Origin of the sequence: Aeoliella sp. (assembly GCF_965227375.1) — a bacterium.
Taxonomy (GTDB): domain Bacteria; phylum Planctomycetota; class Planctomycetia; order Pirellulales; family Lacipirellulaceae; genus Aeoliella.
The window spans coordinates 4,502,251-4,525,346 of record NZ_CBDDFX010000002.1 but is presented as its reverse complement, the minus strand read 5'-3'; the positions used below and the strand labels follow the sequence as shown (position 1 = coordinate 4,525,346).

Below are 23,096 nucleotides of genomic sequence, written 5' to 3'. Positions count from 1 at the left end.
GCGAATGTCGATAAGGCGAGCCGGAAGCGTCAGCGCCCGGAGTGACTGTCGTGGAACTGCGTCACCGGTGTTGCATGACGATGTCGTGCAGCCGGTCGACGACTTCTTCGGCCGACATGCCATCGGTGACGAGTACCACCGCATCGTCGGCTTGAATCAACGCGCCCACTGGGCGGGTGGCGTCGCGCTCGTCGCGCTGTTGCTGCTTCTCGAGTACGTCGTCGAACGTGAGGTCCTCGCCGCGCGAGATCAGGTCGTGATAACGCCGCTCGGCCCGCACACGTTCGCTGGCGGTGAGGAACACCTTGCACTCGGCGTTGGGAAAAACGATCGAGCCTTGGTCGCGGCCCTCGGTCACGAAGTCCTGACCCTCGGCCGCAGCCCGTTGCAGTTCCACTAGCCGCGCGCGAATGCCCGGGTGATCGGCCGCGTAGCGCGTCGCGGTGGTGATGGCCTGCGTGCGGATGGCGCGGGTGACGTCTTGTCCGTCGACCAGCACGGAGTCGTCGGTCAACTGGATGTCGATACTCGCGGCCACTTGCTCCAGCGCGTCGGCGTCGGTGAGGTCGATGCCCCGCTCGATCGCGGTGTAAACCACTGCGCGGTACATGGCGCCGGTGTCGAGGAAATGAAATCCCAGCCGTTTGGCCAGCTGGCGGGCCGCGCTGCTCTTGCCGGCACCGGCGGGTCCATCGATGGTGACGATCATGGCGGGTTTCGGGGCTGGGGTCTTATCGAACGGCTAGCAGCAGCTCAACGAACTCGTACGCCGCCAGGCTCAGTCGAACCCGGCCATCCTCGACGCTCAACAGTTGATCCGGTTCGCCCAGGAAGTTCACTTGCTGGACTTCTTCGATGGTCTGCCAGGTGGCAAGCGTGGTGCGCGTCGGGCGGCCGGCCGTTTCCAGCAGTCGCACTCGCAGCAGTCGGCCATCCGCGCCAGCGCTTTCCACGGCCAAGTGGGTGACCATCACATTGCCGGCCGCCACTCGCAGCCACCAACCGCTCGCTTGGCGGGGCTGGCCCGTAGGCACCGCGACCAGCGAATCGGAGCGCCGGCGAGCCGAATACGCCTGAGCCGGATAGCGACCATCGAGCACGTAGCTTAGCGCAGCGGTCCTGTTTTCGCCAGCCGCCTCGATGAGCGTGGTATCGAGCATCCGACCCGAATGGCGATAGTGTTGTCGCACTTGGTCGGTGAGCACGGCCACCGGCGAGGTTTCGCTCACCAGCCCTACCCAGGCCGACCGCACGCGGGGCGACCGAGTCGGCAGGTCGAGTCCCTGTACGCCGCGCGTGAGGGCAAAGTCCTCGTCTCGCACCGCAATGCGGCTGGCGATGGCGCAGTGCTTCGCCCGATCGGTGAGCGGATCGAACTCGACTTCCAAATCGATCGACTGCGAGTGCTCGACTAACGTGCTCCGCTGCTGAACGTTGGCCAGGGTTTTGCCGTCGCGATCGACCACGCGGTAGCGGCTGAGCAGCGTGCCGCGGGTGTCGCTCGACTCGGCGACTTCCCAGCCGTCGGGGGCGAGTTGCAGTCCGGCGGCAATGCCTTGCGGCCCGAGCGGGGCGACGGCTAACTGCTGCGACAGGAAGTTGCCGCGGCGGTCGTGAAACCGCGTGGCGGAGATGCCGCCGGTCGTAGGGTCGAACACCACTTCCAGTTGTTCGTTACGCAGCACGCCGGGTTCGCACCGCGGGCTGTCCTCCGACGTGGCGCTCGGCAGCCACCGCCATCCGAACGCCGGGAGCGAGCCGCCCGGCAAGGGACGATCGAGCGACGAGGCGTTGAGCCACAGCGTGCCCGATGGTTCGCCGCCGGCGCCGAGTAACTCGGCGAGCGAGTCGGCACTGTCGCCGCTGGCGCCGGCGAGTTGAGCGAGCGTTGCCATGCTGCACAAGGAGGTAGTCTCGCTGGTGTGCACTTGCCGCGGGCTGGGGTAGTCGCTCGCGGGGGTGACGCCGGCGTAGTCGTGCGAGGTGGTTTGCTCGAAGTAGTCGTCGAGCGTGATCGGGCGGCCCAGCAGAGCGGAGCGCCGTGTGACCTGCATCAGGTCGGCGTGCCACTCGCTGCGATGGCCGGGCCAGCCGACCAGCAGCAGCGAAGCGGCCAGGTCGTAGTTCATCGTGTGCTGCATCTGTTGCGACAGGCGGAGCATCGCCGCCGCGTCGCCCACGTCGATCGGTTCGGCGGCCAGGGCTTCGACCGGCATGTTATCGAGGCCAGTCCAGGTGGTGCGACAGCTCAGGCCGCTGGGCATAGCCAGCCCGGCGAAGTTGCTCATCACCGCCGCGTGGTAGCCCAATCGATACAGCACCCCCGGCACCAGCGGTGCGAGCGGCCCGGCGTGGTTGGCGAACACTCCCGGCGGCTGCCCCAAATGCTGTTCGGTCACTTGCCGAGCGGTTTTCAACTCGGCCAGCAGCGACTCGGCATCCAGGTCCTTGAGCGCCGCGCCGCTAGTAGTGCCACCGCACACGGTGACGCGGTTCTCTTCCACCGCTTCGCGCAGCGCTGCGAGCGACTCGGGCTGCTGGGTTGCCATGTGCTCCAGCACGTCGCTCGCAACCAACACGTTCAGGTGCTGAGCTGCGCGGCATTCCTGGCGGAACGCCTGGCCGATGGTCGTGGTGGCGGTGAGCGATAGATCGATCAGGTAGAAGTCGATCGGGTAGTAGTGATTGCGGCTCTGCAGCAACTGGTCGTAGGCGTCGCTTACGTGCGACTCAAGCGATACCGTATCGCCGGCCAGTGCGGCCTCGGCCGCACCAACCACCGCGGCGCGGAACGACTCTTGGGTGACTTCGCGGTCGTACCGCATGCTGCGCGTGAGCAGTTCGACTTTCAGGAAAGCGAACCCCAAGGCGTAAAAGTCAGCCGTCAGCTCGGGATTCTGCTCCAGCGGCAGCTCCAGAAGCTCCGCGAGGTGCGAAATAACCTGCCGGCGCGTAGCGAATTGTTGGACGCGAGGCGCCATCGCCTCCTCGGCCAGCACCGGCTCGCCTACGTGCGACTCGGCGATCTCGGGCACCAGCAGCAGCTGGCCCGGCGCGAGCGCCTGGTGCGAGAGAGTGTCCACCGGCGTGGTGTCGGGCAGGCGGCCTGTGGAAACCAGCAGCCAGGGATGCCACAGCGAGGTCCAGAGGGCCAGGAAATTGGCACTTGGGGCCGTATGCCAGTTGGGCGAGAGATCGCCAAACGTGTCGCCCGGCAGGGCCAGAGTGGTCTGACTGAGGTGCATAGCGGGCAAAACGACCAAGGAAGCGGAAAACTCGGTATATCCGGAACGGCGGGCGAATCGAAGCCGGGGCCGCCCGGGGCATCGCCCTCGAAAACTAGGTACACAGTTCGTAAGGATCGATTACAATGGAGGTTACAGCCGAGGGCAGCCGCCGGACCGATGGTCTAGCGGCTGGTCGCACGCGGGTCGTGCGCCCAGGCTCTCCTCCCCCCAGTTGTACACACGCAGACCACGCAACGTCGAGCCGGAGAAGTCGAGTTGGCGAAGTGGTTGCCCCCGCGATACTGCCGGGGCAACGCATTGTTGCTCGCCAGGTCTGCTAGGGAACGGAACGTCGGAACAGAGGAACTAATCACATGGCCAAGAGTGGCGCTGTTTGGGGTATCGACATCGGCAACTGTGCGCTCAAAGCACTGCAGTGTCGTCGTCACGAGAAAGACACCAATCGCATCGTTGTCGAAGCGTTCGACTTCGTCGAGTACTCCAAGATTCTCACCCAGCCCGAAGCCGACCGCGAAGCGCTCATCGCCGAAGCGGTGGCCACGTTCGTGTCGCGCAACGAGCTGAAGGGCGACCGCGTCGCGGTGTCGGTTCCTGGTCAGAGTGGCTTGTCGCGATTCATCAAGCTGCCGCCAGTCGAAGCAAAGAAGATTCCCGACATCGTCAAGTACGAAGCGAAACAGCAGATTCCCTTCGCCCTGGAAGACGTGGTCTGGGACTACCAGCAACTCGCCGGCGGCAACCAGGAAGAAGGCTACGCGATCGACCCCGAAGTGGGTCTGTTCGCCATGAAGCGCGACCAGGTGCACCGCGCGATTCGTCCGCTGACCGACGCAGGCTTGGAGGTCGACTACATCCAGCTCGCACCGCTGGCGATCTACAACTACGCGTGCTTCGACCGGATGAACAACCTGGAGGACGCCCCGCCGTTCGATCCGGACAATCCGGCCAAGAGCCTGTTGGTGCTTTCGTTCGGCACCGAGACCACCGACCTGGTAATCACTAACGGCTATCGCGTGTGGCAGCGCAACATCCCCATTGGTGGTAGCCACTTCACGCGAGCGCTCACCAAGGAGATGCAGCTCACTTTCACCAAGGCCGAGCACTTGAAGCGGAACGCCACGAAGGCCGAGGATCCCAAGGCGTTGTTCCAGGCGATGCGGCCGGTGTTCAGCGACCTGGTGGCCGAAATTCAGCGGTCGATCGGCTTCTTCATGAACAACAACAAGAAGGCCGAAATCGGCGACATCGTCGCCCTGGGCAATCCAATGCGACTGCCCGGTTTGCAACGCTACCTGTCGCAGAACTTGGATCAAAAGGTGGTGCTGCTGGAGGAGTTCCCTGGTCTGGTGGGTGGCAGCGTTACTGCCGCCCCGCAGTTCCAGGCGAACCACCTGAGCTTCGCCGAAGCATACGGTTTGTGTGTGCAGGGGCTTGGTCTGGGCCAACTCGAAACCAACCTGCTGCCGCAGGAGATCGTTACCGAGCGGCTAGTGCAGAGCAAGAAGCCTTGGACCGTGGCTGCTGCGGCCGTGTTGATGCTGGGGCTGACGGTGAATTACTTCAGCCACTCCAACACCTACAAGAGTGCGGACGTCGAAAATGGCGAGATGGCAACTGCCTTGCAAAATGCCAGCAGCAAGGCCACCAGTTTCAACGGCGAGGTGGGCCGGCTGCAAGGGCTGGTGTCCCAGTTCGACCAGCTGCAAACCATTCGCACCAACTTGCGGAGCAACGACGATGGCCGATTGATGTGGCTCGAGTTGCTCAAGGCCATCGACAGCGCACTGCCGCAAGACCCCACGCCGATCGCCGAACGCGAACTGAGTGAGGATGCGGTACGGAACCGTGAGGAACTGCACATTGAGTCGATCGACTGCGAGTTCTTCCCCGACGTTTCGATCTGGTACACCGAAGTGGAGCAAGCACTCAAAGAAGCCGCGGGCGTGGTTGTCGCGGCGGAAGAACCAGCGGCCGACGCTACCGCAGAGGGTGAAGAAGGCGAAGCGGCTGCCGACGGCACCGAAGCAGCCGACGGGGTGGCCGCCGCCGAACCCGCGCCCGAAGATGCTGTGGTGGACGAGGAGGTGTTCGATCAGGCGCTCGATGAGTTTGCCGGCCTGGAGGGCGAAGCGGAACCTGTTCCTCCCAGTGGCGAAGGTTGGATCATTCAAATCACCGGTTACCACTATCACAACAGCGACCGGAACAATCCGGGCGACTTCGATCGCGAAGACGAAGCGGGCAGATTTGTTTATCGCACGCTGATCGAAAGCCTGAGGAACGGAACCATCATGCTTCCCAGCAGCGAACCAGGCAATCCGTTGAAAGAGTACAGCATGGAGGAACTGGGCATCTCCAAGCCTGTGATGGTGAGCAACTTCCGTCCTGTCGAAGTGGCGTTCGATCCCGAAGCCACCACGGCCGAGGAAGCCTCGCGAAGGCAGAGCGAGTACCGTAATTCGCTGACCGACGAAGGTGGAGGTCCAGCCTGGGGAGGCGCTTCCAACCGCCAAACAGCTGATGGTCCCGAGGTGCCGAAGCCGGAAGTCTGGAACCTTCGGCGGTACGAGTTCCAGGTGCAGTTCATCTGGCAACCGAAGCCTCGTACGATCCGCGATGATCCCGAACAAGCTCCCCAAGGAATCGACGACACTGGCGGCGTGTAGATCCCCAACGTCGATCACGTGCGAACTACAAGAACTGAGTTGAAGAGATAAACGTTATGGAACAACTACGAACCGTACTGGCGTGGATGTCGAAGCACCACTTCTGGTTGCTGTCGGGCTTGGCGGTGCTGCTAAGCTTTGCTGTGTGGTACCTGGCTGCCAGCGACCTGAAGGACCGCAAAGGCGAGAACCTAGAGACCATCAAGAACGCGTTTGGTCAACAGGAACAACTCGCCAGGTCGGCACCCATGCCAAGCGAAGACGTCATAACCAATCAACAATCGCAGATCGTCTTGCTCACCGAGGAGACCAAGGCCATTTGGCAAGAGTTGTACGATCGACAACGCCAGGACGTACTCAAGTGGCCCCCACAACTGCCACCGGCTTTCTTGCGCGAGATTGAGGACAAGCAGTTCGGCGACGAAGTCGGACCGCTCAAGCGCGACCAGTACGGCGACTACATCCGCGGACGGTTCGCCGACCTGCCGAAGCTAATCGACGCTAACGAAATTGAAGAAGATTCGGCCACTGGCGGCGCGTATGGTGGCCGTGGCGGGTTTAGCGGTGGATTCGAAGGCGGCCGTGGCGGAGGCGCGCGCGGGTTCGCGGGCGGTTCGAGCGACGCGATTGAATACGACGAAGATGGCAATCCGATCGAGCCCGACTTCACCGTCTATTGGTCTGAGGACGATCAAGGGCGAATCCAGGCCGATCTCGACTGGCCCAAGCGACAGTCGCACTGGCGGATCTGGGTTACGCAGGAAGACCTGTGGGTGTACGAAACCATGCTGCGAGCCATCGCCGAGACCAACAAGAAGAGGGGCGCCACGCGGTACAGTAACGCCGCGGTGAGCGAGATCCATGCTCTGCAGGTTGGCCGCGACGCCGCGAAAGAGAGCCGCACCAAGGGCCGCATCAAGCGCCTGCAAGGGGCCAGCTCGTTAATGAGCGGCGAAGCAATGTATGACGAGTCGGCAGGTGGTCCGGCCGGCGAGGATGCATTCGAGGGCGACATGGATATGTCGGGGCGTTCGGGAGGTCTCGACGGTGGCGACGATGTCCAATTGAACCCCGCCGAAGAGAAGGCCCGCTGGCTATCGCGCCGCTACATCGACGACCAAGGCCAGCCGATTCAAGTACCCCCGGACGACTTACCACTCGACCCGGCTGCCTTTGGCCAGGAAATGAAACGCCTGCCCGTGCGACTGGCGGTGAAGATGGACGAGCGGTGGCTGTCGACGTTGATCTCGGAACTCGCCAACGCCGATCTGCAGATCAAGGTGACCGAAGTGCGCGTGGGCGTCGACCCGGAGTCGACCGGCGGAGGCGGTGAGTACGGGGGCGGCCGCGGCGGTTTTAGTGGCGGTAGCCGTGGTGGTGAGTTCGGCGGCGGGTTTGGCGGCGGTGCGAACAGCACCGAGATCCAGGTGTTCAATCGCAAGCCTTACATGAAGGATGTCGTCATCCAAGGCGTGGTGCTCATCTTCAATTCCCCCAACGACGCAATCCTGAATGGCGGCGAGGGCGAACTACCAGCAGACCCCTCGCTCGCGTTGAATTGAGTAAGTGAATACATGAGTAGGTGACGCGATTGCCCACCTACTAGCGACCAGCCGTTCAGGCACAAAACAAGAACCGATCAAACATCCAACAATCGGAAACCTCCGAGGAGATTCGCGATGAAAGGCAAAGGCAAGGGACTGGCGGCCATCAAGGACCTGGCTCTCAAGCACGGCGAAAAGCTCGTGATGCTGCTGGTGGTGTTGGCAGCCGTGTGGCTTGTGAAAGCCACGATAAGCCATGAATCGCTCCCCGATAAGCATCAGCCTCGGCTGCTAAAGTCTTCGGCCGACAACGTCGATCAGGCCCTTCAGCAGTACACGTGGGAAGACGCCGCGAAGGAAGAACTCGCCAAGGAGTCGATTCGCGAATTCAAGCCAGTGAAGTCGGCTTCGCTGGAGGTGCCTTCCGATCCGTACACATTGAGCGCTATGGACCGGCCGGTCGTGCCGCCCAGCATGCTGCGGACCGACCCCAAGGTGCTGCCGGTCGCCGACTTCGAAGTCCACGCGGTGACAGGGCTGATTGCCCTTATCGACCCAGAACGGGTCAAGGAACTTGCACTGAAGTACGCCAGGGAAGATGAAGAGAGACGACTGGAGCAAGAGCGCGAAGCCGAACGACGAGCTCGCGAAGGCGAAGACGGCGCTCGTGGGCGCGGGCGCGGTCGTGGCGGCTTCGACATGGGTTTCGAAAATGGTGGCCTCATGGGTGAAAACGAGAACCGCCGACCGGTGGCCGTGTCGCTGCCGCGTGCCGGTGTCGAATTGTCTGGTGAAGAGCGAATTCGCCGAGCCTCATGTGCGGTAGTCATGGCCAAAGTGCCGCTGCCCGAGCAACTGCAGGAGTACAAGGCTGCCCTGGAGAGCGCCAAGGGCTACGATCCAAGCTTGGACTTCCCGCAGTACCTTGGCTACATGGTCGAACGGGCGATTGTGACCGAAGGCAGCGACAAGCTCGATTGGAAGCGGCTCAACTTCCCGAATGGCCACTACCGTGTCGAAGGCGACAACCGACGAACGCTGCCCGCGATCACCAATGCCCCCGGTTTGGAGTTCATCGATAAGATGACCTACAACTGGCCGCAAGGTATGGAAGAGCTTCACGATCCCCGCTACGACGACCCGTCGCTCACCGTGCCGCTGGCGCCGCTGGTGGGACGCAACTGGGATGAGATGGCCTACATGTCCGAAGTGCCGTTGGCGTCGGAGATGGAAGAAATGCTAGAGGAGGGTTTCACGGAAGAAGGATCGGACGCCCCGCCCGAAGAAGAAGCAGGTGATGGCCTCGACTTCACCGACGCGGTAGGTCGCCCCGGTAGAGGCGGCGGCGTGATGGATGGCGAATTCGGGCGCGGTGGACGACGTCCTGGCGGTCGTGGCGGCATGGGCCCCGGAATGCGTGGTGGCATGCGTCCGCGCTCGCCGATGGGACGAGGTGGCGAAGGGGAGTTTGGCGGCGGCATGCGAGGTGGGATGCGTGGCGGCATGGGTGGCGGCGGAGCGACTCGCGTCGACGAAAACGGCAATTTGGTCGTCGACGTTCCGTTCCTCATGCTTCGCTTCTTCGACCTGACGGTCCAACCTGGCAAACGCTACAAGTACCGCGTGAAGCTGATTCTCCAGGATCCGAACTACAAGAAGCCGACCACCATACTGGATGCGGAGGTCATCGCCCGCGATCGCAGCCGACCCGATGTCACGAGCGATTGGAGCGAGCCAAGTCCCACTGTGGTGGTTCCGCAAGCCGGTATCATCCGCGTGGCCGAGTCGAATCAGCCTCGGGGCGGCGCCTATAGCGAGCCGACCGCCACGATGCTGGTCGAATCGTTCGGGCTGGACGAACGGCAAAACGCCATGCAGGTTTACAAGGAACTGGAAACCGTGACCCGCGGCTCGGTGATGAACTACCAAGGCAAAGTCGAAATGCTGGTCGAACAGGGCCGGTTCATCGAAGCTGTGGACGACTTTACCATCGACACCGGGGTGATGGTTCTCGATCTGGCCGGAGGCCGAACGAATGATGGCTTCACACGCGATAAGCCCGAACCGACCCACGCCTTGATGATGGACTCGTCGGGCCGCATGTACCTGCGTGACGAATTGGACGACGAAATGGAAGTTGCCATCCATCGCGCAGTATTCGCGGAGACCGAGCCAGGTACCGGCGGCGGCTTCTTCCCGGGCGGTGGTCGAGAAGGCCGCGGTGGTGGGCGTGGTGGCGACCGAGGCGGCGGATTCGAATTCTAGTAGGCCGCTGCTGCAGCTTCCAATTCACTTCGGCGCGTTACAGGTGTTCGCGCAGCCAGCTACCGGTATGGCTATCCTGGCAATCGGCGATGCCGGCCGGCGGGCCGGCGTACACCACATGGCCGCCATCGGACCCGCCTTCGGGGCCCAGGTCGACCAGCCAATCGGCCGATCGCATGACCGACGTCTGGTGTTCGATCACCACCACCGTGTTACCCGCGTCGACCAGTTGATGCAGCACCGAGAGCAACTGCTCGACATTGTGTGGGTGCAGCCCCGTGGTGGGTTCGTCCAGAATGTAGAGCGTATGCCCGTTGGCCGGGCGGCCAAGTTCGGTGGCCAGCTTGATCCGCTGCGCCTCGCCGCCCGATAGCGTGGTGCTGGGTTGCCCCAGCGGCAGGTAGCCGAGTCCCACGTCCACCAGCGCTTGCAACAGGCGTTTGACGTTGGCAAAGTTCTCGAAGAACTCCACCGCATCGGCGATCGACAAGTCGAGTACGTCGGCGATCGACTTGCCGCGATACGTGACGCGGAGCGTCTCGCGATTGAACCGCGCGCTGTGGCAGGTTGGGCACTCGATGAACAGGTCGGGCAGGAAGTTCATCTCGATCTTCTTGAGCCCTTGCCCCTGGCATTCTTCGCAACGCCCCCCGCTCACATTGAAACTAAAGCGGCCGATCTTCCAGCCGCGCTGCCGCGCAAGTTTGGTGCCTGCGAAAATCTTGCGGATGTCGTCGAAGATGCCGGTGTACGTCGCCGCGTTGCTGCGCGGCGTGCGGCCGATGGGCGATTGATCGACCAGCACCGCCCGATCGAGCGCCGCGGTGCCACGCAGCGAACGGAACGGGCCGGGCTTGGCGATGGCGCCGTGCAACTGCCGGGCGAGTTGCCGGGCGAGGGTCTCAATCACCAGCGAACTCTTGCCGCTGCCGCTCACGCCGGTCACGCAGGTGAGCAGCCCCAACGGGATATCGAGCGTGGCGTCTTTCAGGTTGTGCAGCGTGGCGCCTTCGAGCACCAATCGTTTGGTCTTCCGCGGCTTGCGCGGTTCGCGGTATCCGTTGCCCGCGTGATTCGCCAGGTACCGCCCGGTGAGGGATTGCTCGCAGGCGGCCACTTCGTCGGGCGTGCCGGTCGCGACGACGTGCCCGCCGTTCCGCCCCGCGCCGGGGCCGCAATCGATCAGATGGTCGGCCGCGCGCATGAACGCTTCTTCGTGCTCCACGACAATCACCGAGTTGCCTTGCTGTTGCAACTCGCGCAAGGTTTCGATCAAGCGGCCGTTGTCCCGCGGGTGCAGTCCGATGGAGGGTTCGTCCAGAAGGTACATCACGCCCACCAAGCCCGAGCCGATGGCCGTGGCCAGCCGCACTCGTTGCAGCTCGCCGCCGCTCAAGGTGTCGGCCCGGCGGTTGAGCGCCAGGTATCCCACGCCGGCTTTCTCCAAATACGCGAGCCGATGCTGAATCTCGCGCACCAGCGGCCCCGCGATCGGCTTCCGCTCGGCGTCGAACTCAGCGGTGGAGAAGAACTCCCGCGCGGCGGCGATCGTGAGCGCGGTCACCTGGTCGATCGTCATTCCGCCGACTCGGCTGGTCCGCGCCGCGCGGCCGAGCCGCGATCCACCACAGTCGGCGCAGGTTACTTCGCCGCGGAACGTGGCGAGTTGCTCGCGGAGTTTCTCCCGCTTCGCGCCGGCGTATTCGATTTCGAGTTCCAACAACAGGCCGTGGAACTTCTTGCCGTCGCCGGTCAGCAGTTCCTGCAATCGCTTTTCGGTCCACGTCTCCAGCGGTGTCTCGCTGTCGAAGCCGGACAACAGCTTGCGATGCTTCTCCGCGCGGGTCTTCGACTCGCCGCGCCAGGGGGCGATCGCACCGCCGCTGATCGACTTCGACAAGTCGGGCAGCACCAGTTCGGGATCGAACCCTTCGCTGATGCCCAACCCGCTGCACTCGGGGCACGCGCCGTAGGGGCTGTTGAAGCTGAACGTGCGCGGTTCGACCTCCGCCACGCTGGCACCGCAACGAGGGCAGGCGAATTGCGTGCTGAACACCCGCTCGAGCCACTCGTCTGACTTCTGTCCATCCTCGCGAATCTGGTAGACAATCTCCATCACGCCGTCGCCATGCTTGAGCGCCAGGCGGACCGACTCGGCCAGGCGCTTCTCGATGCCGTCGCGAATCACGATGCGATCGACCACCGCCGAGATGTCGTGCGTCTTGCGGGCGGCCAGTTCGGGGACTTCGTCGATGGGATAGGTTTCGCCGTCGATCCGCACCCGCGCGAAGCCCGCCTTGCGGGCCGAGTCCAATATGTCGGTGTGCTTGCCCTTCCGGCCGCGCACCAGCGGCGAGACGATCATCACCCGCGACTCGAGCGGCATCGCGGCAATCGCCTGTTCGATCTCCGCGGGACTTTGCTGCTCGATCACCGTGTCGCAATCGGGACAGGCGAGCGAGCCCGCGCGGCTGAACAGCACCCGCAAGTGGTCGTACACTTCGGTCACGGTGCCAACGGTGCTGCGGGCGTTGTGGCTGCCGGTGTTCTGGTCGACGGCCACGGCCGGCTGCAGGCCTTCGATCGACTCGACGTCGGGCCGCTCCATCTGATCGAAGAACTGCCGCGTGTAGACGCTCAGCGAGTCGATATACTGCCGCTGTCCTTCGGCAAGCAATGTATCGAACGCCAGCGAACTCTTGCCGCTGCCGCTCACGCCGGTGATGACGACCAACTGGTTGCGAGGGATGTCGACGTCGACGTTGGCCAGGTTGTGCGTTCGCGCCCCGCGAATGCGAATGTGGCCGTTCGGACTATCAACAGAGCGGGGCATGGAGGGCGGGGACTCCCTACTTGGCGAAATGCAGCCTGGGCGAATCCCGCAGTATAACCCACGACCCCCAGCAGCGAAAGCAGCGGCACCCGGCCTGATCGTCCGCCCTCCGGACACGCCATTTCGCGATCCCGGGCCAGCAGCACCACGGAGGCCGCATGTTGCCGCGACGCAACATGGTGCGTCCCAAACGCACAGTGCGGGGTTCGAGTCTTGCCGGTTGCAGCGGTTCTTGCCCCCTTTTGCCCGCCTGAGCGGCATTGGCCCGCCGGTTGCAATGACACGTCGGCAAGTGCCTCTTCGCCCTCTTCGTACCACTCGCTAGGACCCACGATGACCCAGCCGCTACTCGACAACTGGACGCAACAAGACTTCGATACCGTGGAAGAGGGCGTGCTCGTCGCCCGTCATAACCTGGTCGATACCGGGCTGTTCACCGATGACGCCTTGGCCGACATCATCGACACGCACCCGGCCGAGGACCTGAGCATCAACACGATGGGCGTCGACCCCAACGTGTTCGACTGGCGCGAAGGCGAACGCAACGGCGTCAGCGGGCGCGAACTGGTGCAACTGGTGCGCGACGGCCAACTGTGGATCAATTGCCGCAAGATGCTGGACAACAACCCCGATTACGCCCGCGTGTTCAACCAGCTGTACGACGAGATCGAAGCGGGCAAGCCCGGCTTCCAGGCCCAGCAGCGGACCGCCAACCTGCTGATCAGCTCGCCCACGGCTTGGGTTCCTTACCACGTCGACATGCCGGTGAACATGCTGTGGCACATCCGCGGCACTAAGCGCGTGTGGGTCTACCCGCACTTCGACAAGCGTTTCGCGTCGGGCGAGGTGCTCGAGAAAGTGTGCAGTGGCGAATGGTCGGAAGACGTGCCGTACGACCCAAGCTTCGACCGCTACGCGTTGGTGTACGACGCCCAGCCCGGCCAACTGATTACCTGGCCGCAACTCGCCCCTCACCGCGTGCGTAACTTGGACGGACTGAACGTGTCGCTGTCGACCGAGCACAAGAACCCGCGTGCCAAGCGACGCATCAACGTTCACACGGCGAACCATCTGATGCGAACCCGCTTCGGCGTCGCGTGCAAGAGCATCGACGTCGAGGGATTCGCAGCCCACACCAAGCAGACGCTCGCCCGGGCATTCCGCGTGGCGGGCAAGTTCGCCGGCAAGGAGAAAGAGCAGTTCGTCTACCCCAAGACGTTCGTCGTCGACCCCGACGCCCCGCACGGCTACCGCATGAAGGAAGGCGTCGAGTCGTCCGTGGTTGCCCCGCACGAAGAGTTGGAAGCAACGGGAGTCTAGTCCCCTCCCCCGGGCGATTTCGCTCGTCTGCCCACTTGCCTACCCAGCCGCTCCTCCGCGAAATCGTTTGGGGGAGGGTTAGGGTGGGGGCAGAGTTTGCGAGAGGACTATCATCAATACGAAGAGGCGCCATGGGGCGAGTGGGACCTTCCGGAGGTTCCCTCGCCCCTTGGGCTATTGTGTAGGTCTAAATACGCAGCGTCCCATGCCAATGGTTGCAAACTCCGCAACTTGACTTGCTGGGCGTCGGTCGCGATCGATAGATTGGTTTTAGCGCCCCTCGTCTTTTACCAACCGGCGATTTGTCCCGGTTCGGTTGCCTGCTCGGTCGACCTTGGAGTGATCTGTACTTCGCCTCCCATGCAATCGAAGCGAACCACCATCGGCCACAGCACCGCGTTCACGCTTGTTGAGTTGCTAGTGGTGATCGCCATCATCGGAGTGCTCGTCGCCCTGCTGCTACCGGCGGTTCAAGCAGCTCGCGAGTCGGCCCGTGTCGCGCAGTGCAAGAATAACCTGAAGCAAATTGGCATCGCCTTGCACTCGCATCATGAGTCGCGAGGTTACCTTCCCGCCGGTTGGAACGATGAAGGGCTCGGGTGGTCGGCCGAGATCCTGCCGTTTATGGAACGTGAGATCGAATACGATCAGATCAATACTCCCCGAGGCCCGATCAACTGGTCGGATGACGGTCCGAACGAACGGGTGCTGGGAGTGGTGATCAGCCAGTTTCGCTGTCCATCGATGGCGCTGGCCGAGTGGATGCAGGACGGCAGCGGTTCGAGAGCGGTGGCTCGTCGGGTGCCAGCCAGTTACGGTGCCTGCGCGTCGTCGGAAGTAACGTCCGACTCGACCTGGTCCGCGGTACCCTTCACGCCCAGTTTCGACGACGCCCGCTACCAGCACGATGGCATCTTCTACGGCCACAGCGATACCCGGTTCCGGCAGATTACCGACGGCCAGTCGCAGACCATCATGGTGGGCGAACGGCACACCGACCCCGACCTGAGCATCCAAGGCAACACGATGGATTACTGGTCGATCGGATCGCCACAGATCGACGGGGGCAACGAGTGGTCGGAATTCGTGGGGGGCACCGGAGTGAGTCTGAATAGCTGGTACTACCGGGAATACTCCGGCTGGCAAATAGAGATCGCCTTCGGCAGCTGGCACTCTGCCATCGCCCAATTCGTCTACGCCGACGGATCGGTCCACGCCCTGATCGACGACATGGACCAGCGAGCCCTTGCTGCTCTGGGGAGTCGCAACGGGGAAGAAGTGATCGGGGAGTATTGAAGTGCGCCGCGCGCGGTGGCTTGTCGCGGGGCGCAGGTTTTACACATCACGTTTTGGTGGTTACTACACTCTGCCGTATCGCGTCGGGTCGTAATCGATGTCAGATTCGTCGATAAAGCCTCGCCGGTCCTCAAGCACGTCTTTAACGTATGCGAGGTACGATGGAAACTCGGGCTCGGCATCCAACCCTTCCGGTATGTCCTCCCACCCAAGGTGAGATACCGGAGGTCCAAAGATCCGGTCGTCCACGTTCGAGTCGACCACCACGACACCACCGTCTTGATGATCGTACAAGACTAGGTATTGATGAGGCATGTCTGCATGCTTTCGACCCGCGATGGTGTTCTTGATGGAATCTTCCAGCGACTCAATACCGGTTGCGTGCCAGTATCCGTAATCGCGAAGTATCCATCGAATACATGTCGGTATCTTCAATCCTAACTCGTTCTCGGCAGCATCAAGAGTCGTGTCCGTCTCCGGCAGATGGCCCACGAACCACCGTTCGTTAGCTCTCACAAAGTCGTTTAGTGACTCCATGTGTGTGAACTCCGTGGACAGTCCTTGTTGTTGCGCGGGAACGCGCTCTTGAGCAGCCTGTATTCAGAAGCTTTCCAATATATGCCCCCGTCAGCGGGCGCGATAGATAGCTTGCCCAAGCGTGACACTTCGAAGCAGTACGCGGCTCCTCTAGCGCCAAGAGTCACTTCGATTCCCGCGTCGATGCTTTCTGCTTACACCGCTCGAGCCAACCGCTGATCGTAAAGTCAGCAGTCCCAACCTCATCGGGGCGCAAACAGGCCAGTTCTTCCGGCTGGAAGGGGCGGATGTCCATGCCGGCGACGGTGGCGCCGAGCAGGTGCAGGTCGGTATCGTAGAGCCGGTCGAATCGGAATCCGTACTGGTGGGCCCAGTGGCCGAAATTTACGTCGGGCAGAGCGGCGACGCTTTCTGCGTCTATACCATCAAGTTGCCAGCTCTCTGCGAGCCAAGCGAGCGCGTGTTTGTGGGCCGGGTAGGGGCGATGCCCGCCGCTGGGCTCGAACCAAACCGATACTCCGCGGTCGCTGCCCAGCGATTGGTAGTCCAGATTCGAACGCGCGGCAAAGTGCCGAGTGCCGCGCCAGGTGCCGCCGTCGTTCGACTGATCGATGATCACGTCGGCGTCGCCGTTGAGAATCAGCACCGAACAATGCGGCGCGGGCAGTGCCATAAAACCCTCCCAAGTGCATATCTTCCGCAATCGCTGTGTGGGTGCGCAGGTGCAGCGCTTGCCAAATACCATCATCCGGTCGTCAATGGCCCAGCCGCTCACGACCGATGCACTGAGACGCGGCTCCAAGGCTGCCATCCATAGTGCGAGCGCTCCGCCAAGTGAGTTGCCCGCCACGCCGATGCGGGTCTTGTCGATGTCGGTGCGCTCTTCCAGGAAGTCGACACCGCGCATCGCGTCCCACAGCAGCTTGCCAAACACCGACCGCTGCAGCCGCCAGGCTTCGGCGTCCGCTTTGGCGCCGTCGTGCTCGCGGGTGTATAGTTTGCCGTGGGCGTTGCGTTCCTCCTCGCCCAGGGGGTCCATGGCCAGCACGGCCATGCCGCACTTGGCGTAAAGTTGGGCGATGTACTGATACGCCGGCGCCGACTTGCTGCCGCCATGGCCGTAGGTCAGCACGACCGCAGGCATTGGTGCCCCGTGCGACGCAGGGCGGTAGAGCAGGGCGGGGATCCGCGAGCCGGGTTCACTGGTGAACACCCACTTTTCGATCACCAGCCCGTCGTGTTGCAACTCGCCCCGCTTGTTGGCCGCCAATGGCACACGCTGTCCGGGGATGCCGAGCATCTGCGTGATCTCGCCTCGGAGCGCTTGCTTCGTGTCGGAGGTTTCTTCCGCCGCATCGCGCTCTTCGGATTCCGGCTTCACTGTCGGACCTACCCAGCGGGCGGTGCCCATCGAGAAGTACTTGTTCACGTGGGGCGGCTTCTTGCGGCTGCTGTACCAGATTCGCCACGTCCCATCGGGTAGTCGCATCACCGATTGGCTGGTGGTGTAGTGCGATTCCCACGGGCGCGTCTCGTCGGGCCGAAACACCGGGTTGTGAGGGTTCTTGATCCAGCTTAGGCCATCTTCACTCACCGCGCACCCAAGCGCCGTCTTCGGCGGCCACTTTGTCTTGCCAGTTGTGTCCGTTTCGCTCTCCACATAGTTCTTCCAATACGAGCCGTACCACATCAAGTACACGCCGTCGCACTTCACAACGGTTGGGTAGAACAGGTTCTTGTGTTCCCAGTCTTGATCGACCGTGAGGCACACCTGCTCATCGATCTGCCAGTCGAGCCCGTCGGGACTTGTTGCGTGGCGAACGACCCATGGGGAGTTACCGACGTCGATGAACCACATCCGGTAGACATCGCCCTCTTTGATGATGGTGGGCGCGTAGAGGTTCTCGACCAACGGGGCGGACGGTTTCGACCACTTCACACCATCGGTGCTGGTGGAAGTGTGCAGCCGATGCACCCCGGCCCCTTTGAAGTCGGCCGCCGCGTACCACATGCGCAGCTTGCCATCTTCCCGCAGCACGTTGCCACTGGGATCGCGCAGCAAGGTCGGCGTGAGGATCGAGTGGCGATTGTCGCCGAAGGAGAAGATGGGCTTCGTGCCGGTCTTTTCAAATTCCTTGCCCTTGCGGCTGGTCGCCATGCCCAGTTGATACATTCGCCCACCCTCTTGCCGCGAACCGGTGTACCACATGGTGAACCGGTTGTTCTCTAGCGCAACGCACGGGGTGAGCAAATGCGTGTCGTCGAACTGCCCTTCGGCTCCCAGCCCGAGGATCGGCCCGGTTGTGTCCCGTATCCAGTGCTGCGGCTTCAGCCAACGCGCAACCGCATCGCTCGGCTGGCCGTTGGACTCGGCCTTCTCCGTGGCATGCGCCGTCCCACAGCAAACGGCTGCCGCAAGTAAGACGGGCGTGAATAGAGTCGTTGAGGACATCGACAATTCAACCTTTCGCGGGGGGCTCAATGAGACGCGGCGTGTACTTAGCTTGGCATACTTACCCTTCGTATACCGACCGGTCGGCCTGTTTTTCGCGATAGAAGTTGCTTGCAGGTGCAAGTTGTATTGGAGTTTTCCGCAGACTTCCCATTCGCTGGCTAAGGAACCTGCTTTATCCCCACCGGCGGTGTACGGGCCAGGTCGATTCGCTCTTGGAGCAAGTCGGATAGCTTCGCGACGGTTTCCGTGTGGTCGTCCCGGTTGGCGAGGTTGATCATCTCTTCGGGATCGGTCTGGTGGTCGTACAATTCGGCATTCGCTGGGTCACCTCCCCACTCCGTGTACCGGTAGCGGGCTGTGCGGATGCTGTAGGCGTTGCCTTTCTGGGTAAGACAAGCCTGCCGCGGTCGAGCGTGGGGGTCGTCGATGGCCGCCAGCAGGCTGACGCCCGACAGAAAGTCGGGTGGGTCCAGGCCGCACAGCTCGGCCAGCGTTGGGTAGAGGTCGACCATTTCGGCGGGCGCTGCGGTCGCGGTGGGCGAGATGCCGGGGCCGGCGATGATCAGTGGCACGCGCGCTGCATTCTCGAACAGCGTCGACTTCTTGTAGTGCCCGTGCTCGCCGAGGTGGTAACCGTGGTCAGAAGTGAACACGACGATCGTGTTCTCTTCGAGGCCGTTGGACTTCAATGCGGTGAGGATGCGGCCGACTTGAGTATCGGCCAGCGACACCGATGCGTAATAAGCTCGAATTGCCTCGCGGGCGACTGATGTGGGTGGAAGGTTTTTGGGAGTGAACGATACCGATCGCCGCGCACCCCGTGGTAATGTCTTGAGGTATCCTTGGGGCACCTCGGGCACTTCGATTTCTTCCACGTCGTACTTGTCGAAGTAGCTTTCCGGCGCGGCGTAGGGAGTATGGGGGCGGAACAGACCGACCGCCAGGAAGAACGGACGTTTCGACTTGGCGTAGCGTTTGATCTGCTCGATGGCTTCGGTCGCCGCGATACCGTCGGTTTGCTCTTCGGCCGATCCCTGAGAGACAATCCAGCTTACCTTGCCGCCCAATTCTTGCGGCCGCACCAGCGCGCTGGTAAGCCCCTCGTCGACGTCGCACCCGCGTGGGTTAATGGTGTAGTCCCACGAGTCGGGATCGTCATGCCCGGCGGTGCCGATGTGGGTGGGCACGTTGTAGTGATAGACTTTTCCAATGCGAGTCGCGAAGTAGCCGCTGCGGCGAAACAGCTGCGGCATCGCGACCACGTCGGGAAGATGCTCGCGAATGCGAATGCGGTTGCCGCGCACGAGCGTCTGATCGGGGTAGAGCCCCGTCATGAACGACGCTCGACTCGGCCCGCAGAGCGGGAACTGGCAATACGCCCGATCGAACCGCACACCTCGGCTGGCCAGCCGGTCGATATTCGGCGACTGGACCAAGCGATGGCCGTAGCAGCCGAGGTCGCAGTTCAGGTCGTCGCAGATGAGAAAGAGGACGTTCGGTTTGGCGTCGGCGGCGTGGCTGGCATCGCCGAAGGCTAGTAGAACGGTGGTTGCGAGGATGCGCAGGATGAGGTGCATGCATTGGAAGAACATGGTGCCAGTTTAGCAGTCGGTGTCCAAAAATCGCCGTAGAAACCGCCCATGGATTTGGTCTAATGGGGATGAAGGGGCGCGTTGCGGAGTAGGGCGAATACGGGTCGCCATCCGGCGCGTCACCAACCCCTCAGGGGTTTTGCCCCACCTGCGGTTAACCGGGGCCCAAAACCCCCTGAGCGTTGGAAACGCACCCCGTCGCAACTAACCAATTGGTAAGGACTTACGAATTCGCCTCGATCCCGCACGGCGAGGGTTTTGGGCCAATGGTTCGATAACTCGTCACGCCCAGTTGGGGCAAAACTCCAAGGTGTTGGGAAGTAACGAGTTACAGCAATGGGTTTTGGGCCAGGTGGGTCAAAACTGGACCAAAACTCCAGGCGTGGTTCGCCAATTGACCTTGGCCGCCCGCTCGGATAGCTTACAGGGCTCGCCACGACGATCGGCCCGCGTGGGGAGTGTACGTAAATCCTGGCCGAATAACGACCTAACGTCGGACGCCCAGCTGGCAGCACGAATCCCCTCTGTGTGGGGGGCGTCACGCCGCGGGGACTTAGCCGGTGTGCCCTTTGTTTGGAGACAACACGTGTCGACCCTCGTTACCGAATTGGTGGAAGCCGGCGTTCATTACGGCCACCGTGCCAGCCGCTGGAACCCCAAGATGCGGCCGTACATCTACGCCCGCAAGAACCTGATCCACATTATCGATGTTCGCGAGACCATTCGCGGACTGCTGCGGGCGAAGAAGTACCTGCAACAGGTTTCCAGCCGCAACGGTTTGATCCTGTTCGTCGGCACCAAGCGGCAAGCGGCCGAGGCCATCGAGCGCGAAGCATCGCGTTGCGGCATGCCTTACGTGAACGACCGCTGGTTGGGTGGCACGCTCACCAACTTCCGCACCATTCGCAATCGCATGACGCGTCTGGAAGAACTCGAAGGGCTGAAGAACAGCGACGAGTTCAACGCTTACTCGAAGAAGATGCAGTCGTCGCTGAACCGCGAGTACCGCAAGATGTACCGCAACCTGAACGGCATGCGATCCATGAGCCGGTTGCCGGAGTGCCTGGTGGTGGTCGACCCGAAGAAGGAAAAGAACGCAGTTCGCGAAGCGGGTGCTCTCGGCATTGCAACGGTTTCATTGATCGACACCGACTGCGATCCCGACAAGGTCGACCTGCCGATTCCCGGCAACGACGACAGCATGCGTTCGATCGAATTGATCACCAAGCTGCTGGCCGACGCCGTGGCCGCTGGTAAGGCTCAAGCCGCGATCGATTCGCAGCAGCAACGCGAAGGTAGCGACGCTCCGGCATCGCCCAGCGCGGAAGAGGAAGCCGCCGAGAAGGCCGCTGCAGACGCTTAATTCAGCGAGCGTCCCTAGAGATATCGAATTTTACGGAGGCAGGTGTGCCTCCGCTATTACACCGAAGCAAGAAACCTCGCGTTTGTGCGAGTTAACCCAGGAGGCAACCAGACCAATGGCCGATATTACTGCCGCCATGGTAAAGGAACTGCGTGAGCAGACGCAGCTTCCGATGATGAAGTGCAAAAAGGCCCTGCAGGACGCCAACGGCGACATGGAGGCTGCCAAGGATGCCCTGCGTAAAGAGGGCGAGAAGTTCATCGATGGTCGCGGCGACCGCACCACCGAAGAGGGTCGCATCGCCATCTACACCGATGTGGAGAAGGGCCCCTGCGCGATAATTGAGTTGCAGGTGGAGTCGGCCCCTGTGGCTGGCAACGAAGAGGTCATCGCCCTGGCGAACGACCTGGCCAAGCAACTCGCAACTGGCCCCGGTGCCGCGACGCCCGACGAACTGTGGGAACAACCTTCACCGAGCAAGCCAGGCCAGTCGCTTAAGCAGGTGCGTGACGAGATCGTGAACAAGATTCGCGAAGTGTTCCGCCTGCCGCGGATCCTGCGCATCGACACGCCTTGTGGCGGCTACGTGCATCACGACGCCAAGACCGGTGTACTGCTGCAGGTCGAAGGCGGCGACGCCGACATCGCCAAGGACATCAGCATGCACGTCGCGGCGATGAAGCCGAAGGCGGCGACAAAGGACGAACTCGATCCTGCAATGATCGATGCCGAGAAGCAGATCCAGATCGAACGGGCCCGCAGCGAAGGCAAGCCGGAGAACATCATCGAAAAGATGATCGAAGGCCGCATGCGCAACTTCTACGCCGAGCACGTGCTGGAAGAGCAACCGTTCGTGAAGGACGACAAACAAACGGTGTCTGCGGTGGCCAAAGCGGCCGGCATGAAGGTCAAGAGTTTCACGCTCTGGAAAGTGGGCGAGACCTCAGCAGCCGAGGCCGAACCGGCAGCCGCCAGCTAAGCCAAGCAACACGAAGCCCCCGCCAAGAAACGGCGGGGGCTTTTTTATGGGGGGTGAGATTACCATAACGCTTTGCAGTACGAGCCAATGTCCGAACCAAAATACAAGCGGCTGATCCTCAAGCTCTCGGGCGAGAGCTTCGCTCCCTCTGGCGAGCGCGGCATCAGCATGAACGAAGTGGTGCACATCGCCCGACAGACGATCAAGGCCAAAGAGCAGGGCGTGGAGATCGCCATCGTGATCGGCGGTGGCAACATCCTCCGCGGCGCCCAGTTCACTGCTGGCAACAACACCATCCACGAAGCGACCGCCCACTACATGGGCATGTTGGCCACCGTGATCAACGGCCTGGCGCTGCAAGACGCGCTGGAGTCGCTGGGCTGCGAGACGCGGTTGATGAGCGCCATCAAGATGGATGGCGTGGCCGAGCCGTTCATCCGCCGCCGCGCGAAGCGCCACTTGGAGAAAGGGCGGATCGTGATCCTCGCGGCCGGCACGGGGGCACCGTTCGTCACGACCGACACGGCCGCCGCGCAAAAGGCCTTGGAGCTGGACGCCGACATCCTGATGAAAGCCACCCGCGTCGATGGTGTCTACACGGCCGACCCCGAGAAGGACCCCGACGCCGAGCTGTATCACGAGCTGACCTACAGCGAAGTGCAAGAGCAGGGCCTCCGCGTGATGGACCCCACGGCCATCGCCCATTGCATGGAACACAATTTGCCCATCCTGGTTTTCAACTACCGCACCGATGGCAACATCGAACGTGCGGTGCGCGGCGAAACCTTGGGTACACGCGTTGGGTGCTAATAGCGGCTTATATGAATCAGTCGCGGATTTGCGCTGATGGAAGCGGATATTCGCGGATTGTTCACTTTTTCCACTCAGTTTTGACCTTCAGCATTGAAAAGAGGTTAGGCGGTACGAGAGCCAGATGAGACGATGTCTGGCGTTAGTGCTTTCCGGATCCGCGTCGATCAGCACTGATCCGCGACCAT

At 62.2% G+C, this 23,096-nt stretch carries 14 protein-coding genes; 8 read left to right on the top strand and 6 right to left on the bottom strand.

Annotation, left to right across the window (positions count from 1 at the left end; all coding sequences use genetic code 11):
* Window positions 1-61 precede the first annotated feature (61 nt).
* Both cmk and ACQK2L_RS30645 read right to left on the bottom strand, forming a co-directional pair.
* Complete coding sequence (gene cmk / locus ACQK2L_RS30650) at window positions 62-709, bottom strand: (d)CMP kinase (RefSeq protein WP_425400864.1); 648 nt, start codon at window positions 707-709, stop codon at window positions 62-64.
* 22 nt (window positions 710-731) lie between these two features.
* Window positions 732-3,245, bottom strand: a complete 2,514-nt coding sequence (locus ACQK2L_RS30645) for a hypothetical protein (RefSeq protein ID WP_425400863.1) — start codon at window positions 3,243-3,245, stop codon at window positions 732-734.
* Between the two features lie 356 nt (window positions 3,246-3,601).
* On the opposite strand from ACQK2L_RS30645, the gene pilM reads away from it, so the two are divergent.
* The 3 genes from pilM (at window position 3,602) to ACQK2L_RS30630 (ending at window position 9,723) form a co-directional block, all read left to right on the top strand.
* Entirely contained in the window at window positions 3,602-5,914 is a 2,313-nt protein-coding gene (gene pilM / locus ACQK2L_RS30640) for a type IV pilus assembly protein PilM (protein WP_425400862.1), read from the top strand.
* A gap of 56 nt (window positions 5,915-5,970) precedes the next feature.
* Window positions 5,971-7,476: a hypothetical protein gene (locus tag ACQK2L_RS30635; RefSeq protein WP_425400861.1), complete on the top strand. Its 1,506-nt coding sequence runs from the start codon at window positions 5,971-5,973 to the stop codon at window positions 7,474-7,476.
* 117 nt (window positions 7,477-7,593) lie between these two features.
* Window positions 7,594-9,723 carry a hypothetical protein gene (locus ACQK2L_RS30630; RefSeq protein ID WP_425400860.1) on the top strand — a complete coding sequence of 710 codons (2,130 nt, stop codon included), beginning with the start codon at window positions 7,594-7,596 and terminating at the stop codon, window positions 9,721-9,723.
* Between the two features lie 37 nt (window positions 9,724-9,760).
* On the opposite strand, the gene uvrA is transcribed toward ACQK2L_RS30630, so the two are convergent.
* A complete protein-coding gene (gene uvrA, locus ACQK2L_RS30625; RefSeq protein WP_425400859.1) occupies window positions 9,761-12,556 on the bottom strand; it encodes an excinuclease ABC subunit UvrA in 2,796 nt (931 codons plus the stop codon).
* Between the two features lie 333 nt (window positions 12,557-12,889).
* On the opposite strand from uvrA, the gene ACQK2L_RS30620 reads away from it, so the two are divergent.
* The gene (locus ACQK2L_RS30620) at window positions 12,890-13,876 is read left to right on the top strand and encodes a cupin-like domain-containing protein (protein ID WP_425400858.1); all 987 of its coding nucleotides are present in this window, start codon (window positions 12,890-12,892) and stop codon (window positions 13,874-13,876) included.
* A 360-nt stretch (window positions 13,877-14,236) separates the two neighbouring features.
* On the top strand, window positions 14,237-15,172 hold the full coding sequence (locus tag ACQK2L_RS30615; protein WP_425400857.1) for a DUF1559 domain-containing protein: 936 nt from the start codon (window positions 14,237-14,239) through the stop codon (window positions 15,170-15,172).
* A gap of 63 nt (window positions 15,173-15,235) precedes the next feature.
* On the opposite strand, the gene ACQK2L_RS30610 is transcribed toward ACQK2L_RS30615, so the two are convergent.
* From ACQK2L_RS30610 to ACQK2L_RS30600, 3 genes are all read right to left on the bottom strand, one after another.
* The gene (locus tag ACQK2L_RS30610) at window positions 15,236-15,709 is read right to left on the bottom strand and encodes a hypothetical protein (protein ID WP_425400856.1); all 474 of its coding nucleotides are present in this window, start codon (window positions 15,707-15,709) and stop codon (window positions 15,236-15,238) included.
* Window positions 15,710-15,872: 163 nt separating this feature from the next.
* A complete protein-coding gene (locus tag ACQK2L_RS30605) occupies window positions 15,873-18,161 on the bottom strand; it encodes an acetylxylan esterase (protein WP_425400855.1) in 2,289 nt (762 codons plus the stop codon).
* 161 nt (window positions 18,162-18,322) lie between these two features.
* Complete coding sequence (locus ACQK2L_RS30600; protein ID WP_425400854.1) at window positions 18,323-19,756, bottom strand: sulfatase; 1,434 nt, start codon at window positions 19,754-19,756, stop codon at window positions 18,323-18,325.
* A gap of 586 nt (window positions 19,757-20,342) precedes the next feature.
* Here ACQK2L_RS30600 and rpsB point away from each other — a divergent pair.
* The 3 genes from rpsB (at window position 20,343) to pyrH (ending at window position 22,908) form a co-directional block, all read left to right on the top strand.
* Window positions 20,343-21,119: a 30S ribosomal protein S2 gene (gene rpsB / locus ACQK2L_RS30595; protein ID WP_425400853.1), complete on the top strand. Its 777-nt coding sequence runs from the start codon at window positions 20,343-20,345 to the stop codon at window positions 21,117-21,119.
* 115 nt (window positions 21,120-21,234) lie between these two features.
* On the top strand, window positions 21,235-22,098 hold the full coding sequence (tsf, locus tag ACQK2L_RS30590; RefSeq protein WP_425400852.1) for a translation elongation factor Ts: 864 nt from the start codon (window positions 21,235-21,237) through the stop codon (window positions 22,096-22,098).
* An 87-nt stretch (window positions 22,099-22,185) separates the two neighbouring features.
* The gene (pyrH, locus tag ACQK2L_RS30585; RefSeq protein ID WP_425400851.1) at window positions 22,186-22,908 is read left to right on the top strand and encodes a UMP kinase; all 723 of its coding nucleotides are present in this window, start codon (window positions 22,186-22,188) and stop codon (window positions 22,906-22,908) included.
* Window positions 22,909-23,096: the final 188 nt, after the last annotated feature.

Bases quoted from the DNA above. Each gene is read 5' to 3' on its own strand.
- cmk (WP_425400864.1), bottom strand. From the start codon at position 709: ATGATCGTCACCATCGATGGACCCGCCGGTGCCGGCAAGAGCAGCGCG.
- ACQK2L_RS30645 (WP_425400863.1), bottom strand. From the start codon at position 3,245: ATGCACCTCAGTCAGACCACTCTGGCCCTGCCGGGCGACACGTTTGGC.
- pilM (WP_425400862.1), top strand. From the start codon at position 3,602: ATGGCCAAGAGTGGCGCTGTTTGGGGTATCGACATCGGCAACTGTGCG.
- ACQK2L_RS30635 (WP_425400861.1), top strand. From the start codon at position 5,971: ATGGAACAACTACGAACCGTACTGGCGTGGATGTCGAAGCACCACTTC.
- ACQK2L_RS30630 (WP_425400860.1), top strand. From the start codon at position 7,594: ATGAAAGGCAAAGGCAAGGGACTGGCGGCCATCAAGGACCTGGCTCTC.
- uvrA (WP_425400859.1), bottom strand. From the start codon at position 12,556: ATGCCCCGCTCTGTTGATAGTCCGAACGGCCACATTCGCATTCGCGGG.
- ACQK2L_RS30620 (WP_425400858.1), top strand. From the start codon at position 12,890: ATGACCCAGCCGCTACTCGACAACTGGACGCAACAAGACTTCGATACC.
- ACQK2L_RS30615 (WP_425400857.1), top strand. From the start codon at position 14,237: ATGCAATCGAAGCGAACCACCATCGGCCACAGCACCGCGTTCACGCTT.
- ACQK2L_RS30610 (WP_425400856.1), bottom strand. From the start codon at position 15,709: ATGGAGTCACTAAACGACTTTGTGAGAGCTAACGAACGGTGGTTCGTG.
- ACQK2L_RS30605 (WP_425400855.1), bottom strand. From the start codon at position 18,161: ATGTCCTCAACGACTCTATTCACGCCCGTCTTACTTGCGGCAGCCGTT.
- ACQK2L_RS30600 (WP_425400854.1), bottom strand. From the start codon at position 19,756: ATGTTCTTCCAATGCATGCACCTCATCCTGCGCATCCTCGCAACCACC.
- tsf (WP_425400852.1), top strand. From the start codon at position 21,235: ATGGCCGATATTACTGCCGCCATGGTAAAGGAACTGCGTGAGCAGACG.
- pyrH (WP_425400851.1), top strand. From the start codon at position 22,186: ATGTCCGAACCAAAATACAAGCGGCTGATCCTCAAGCTCTCGGGCGAG.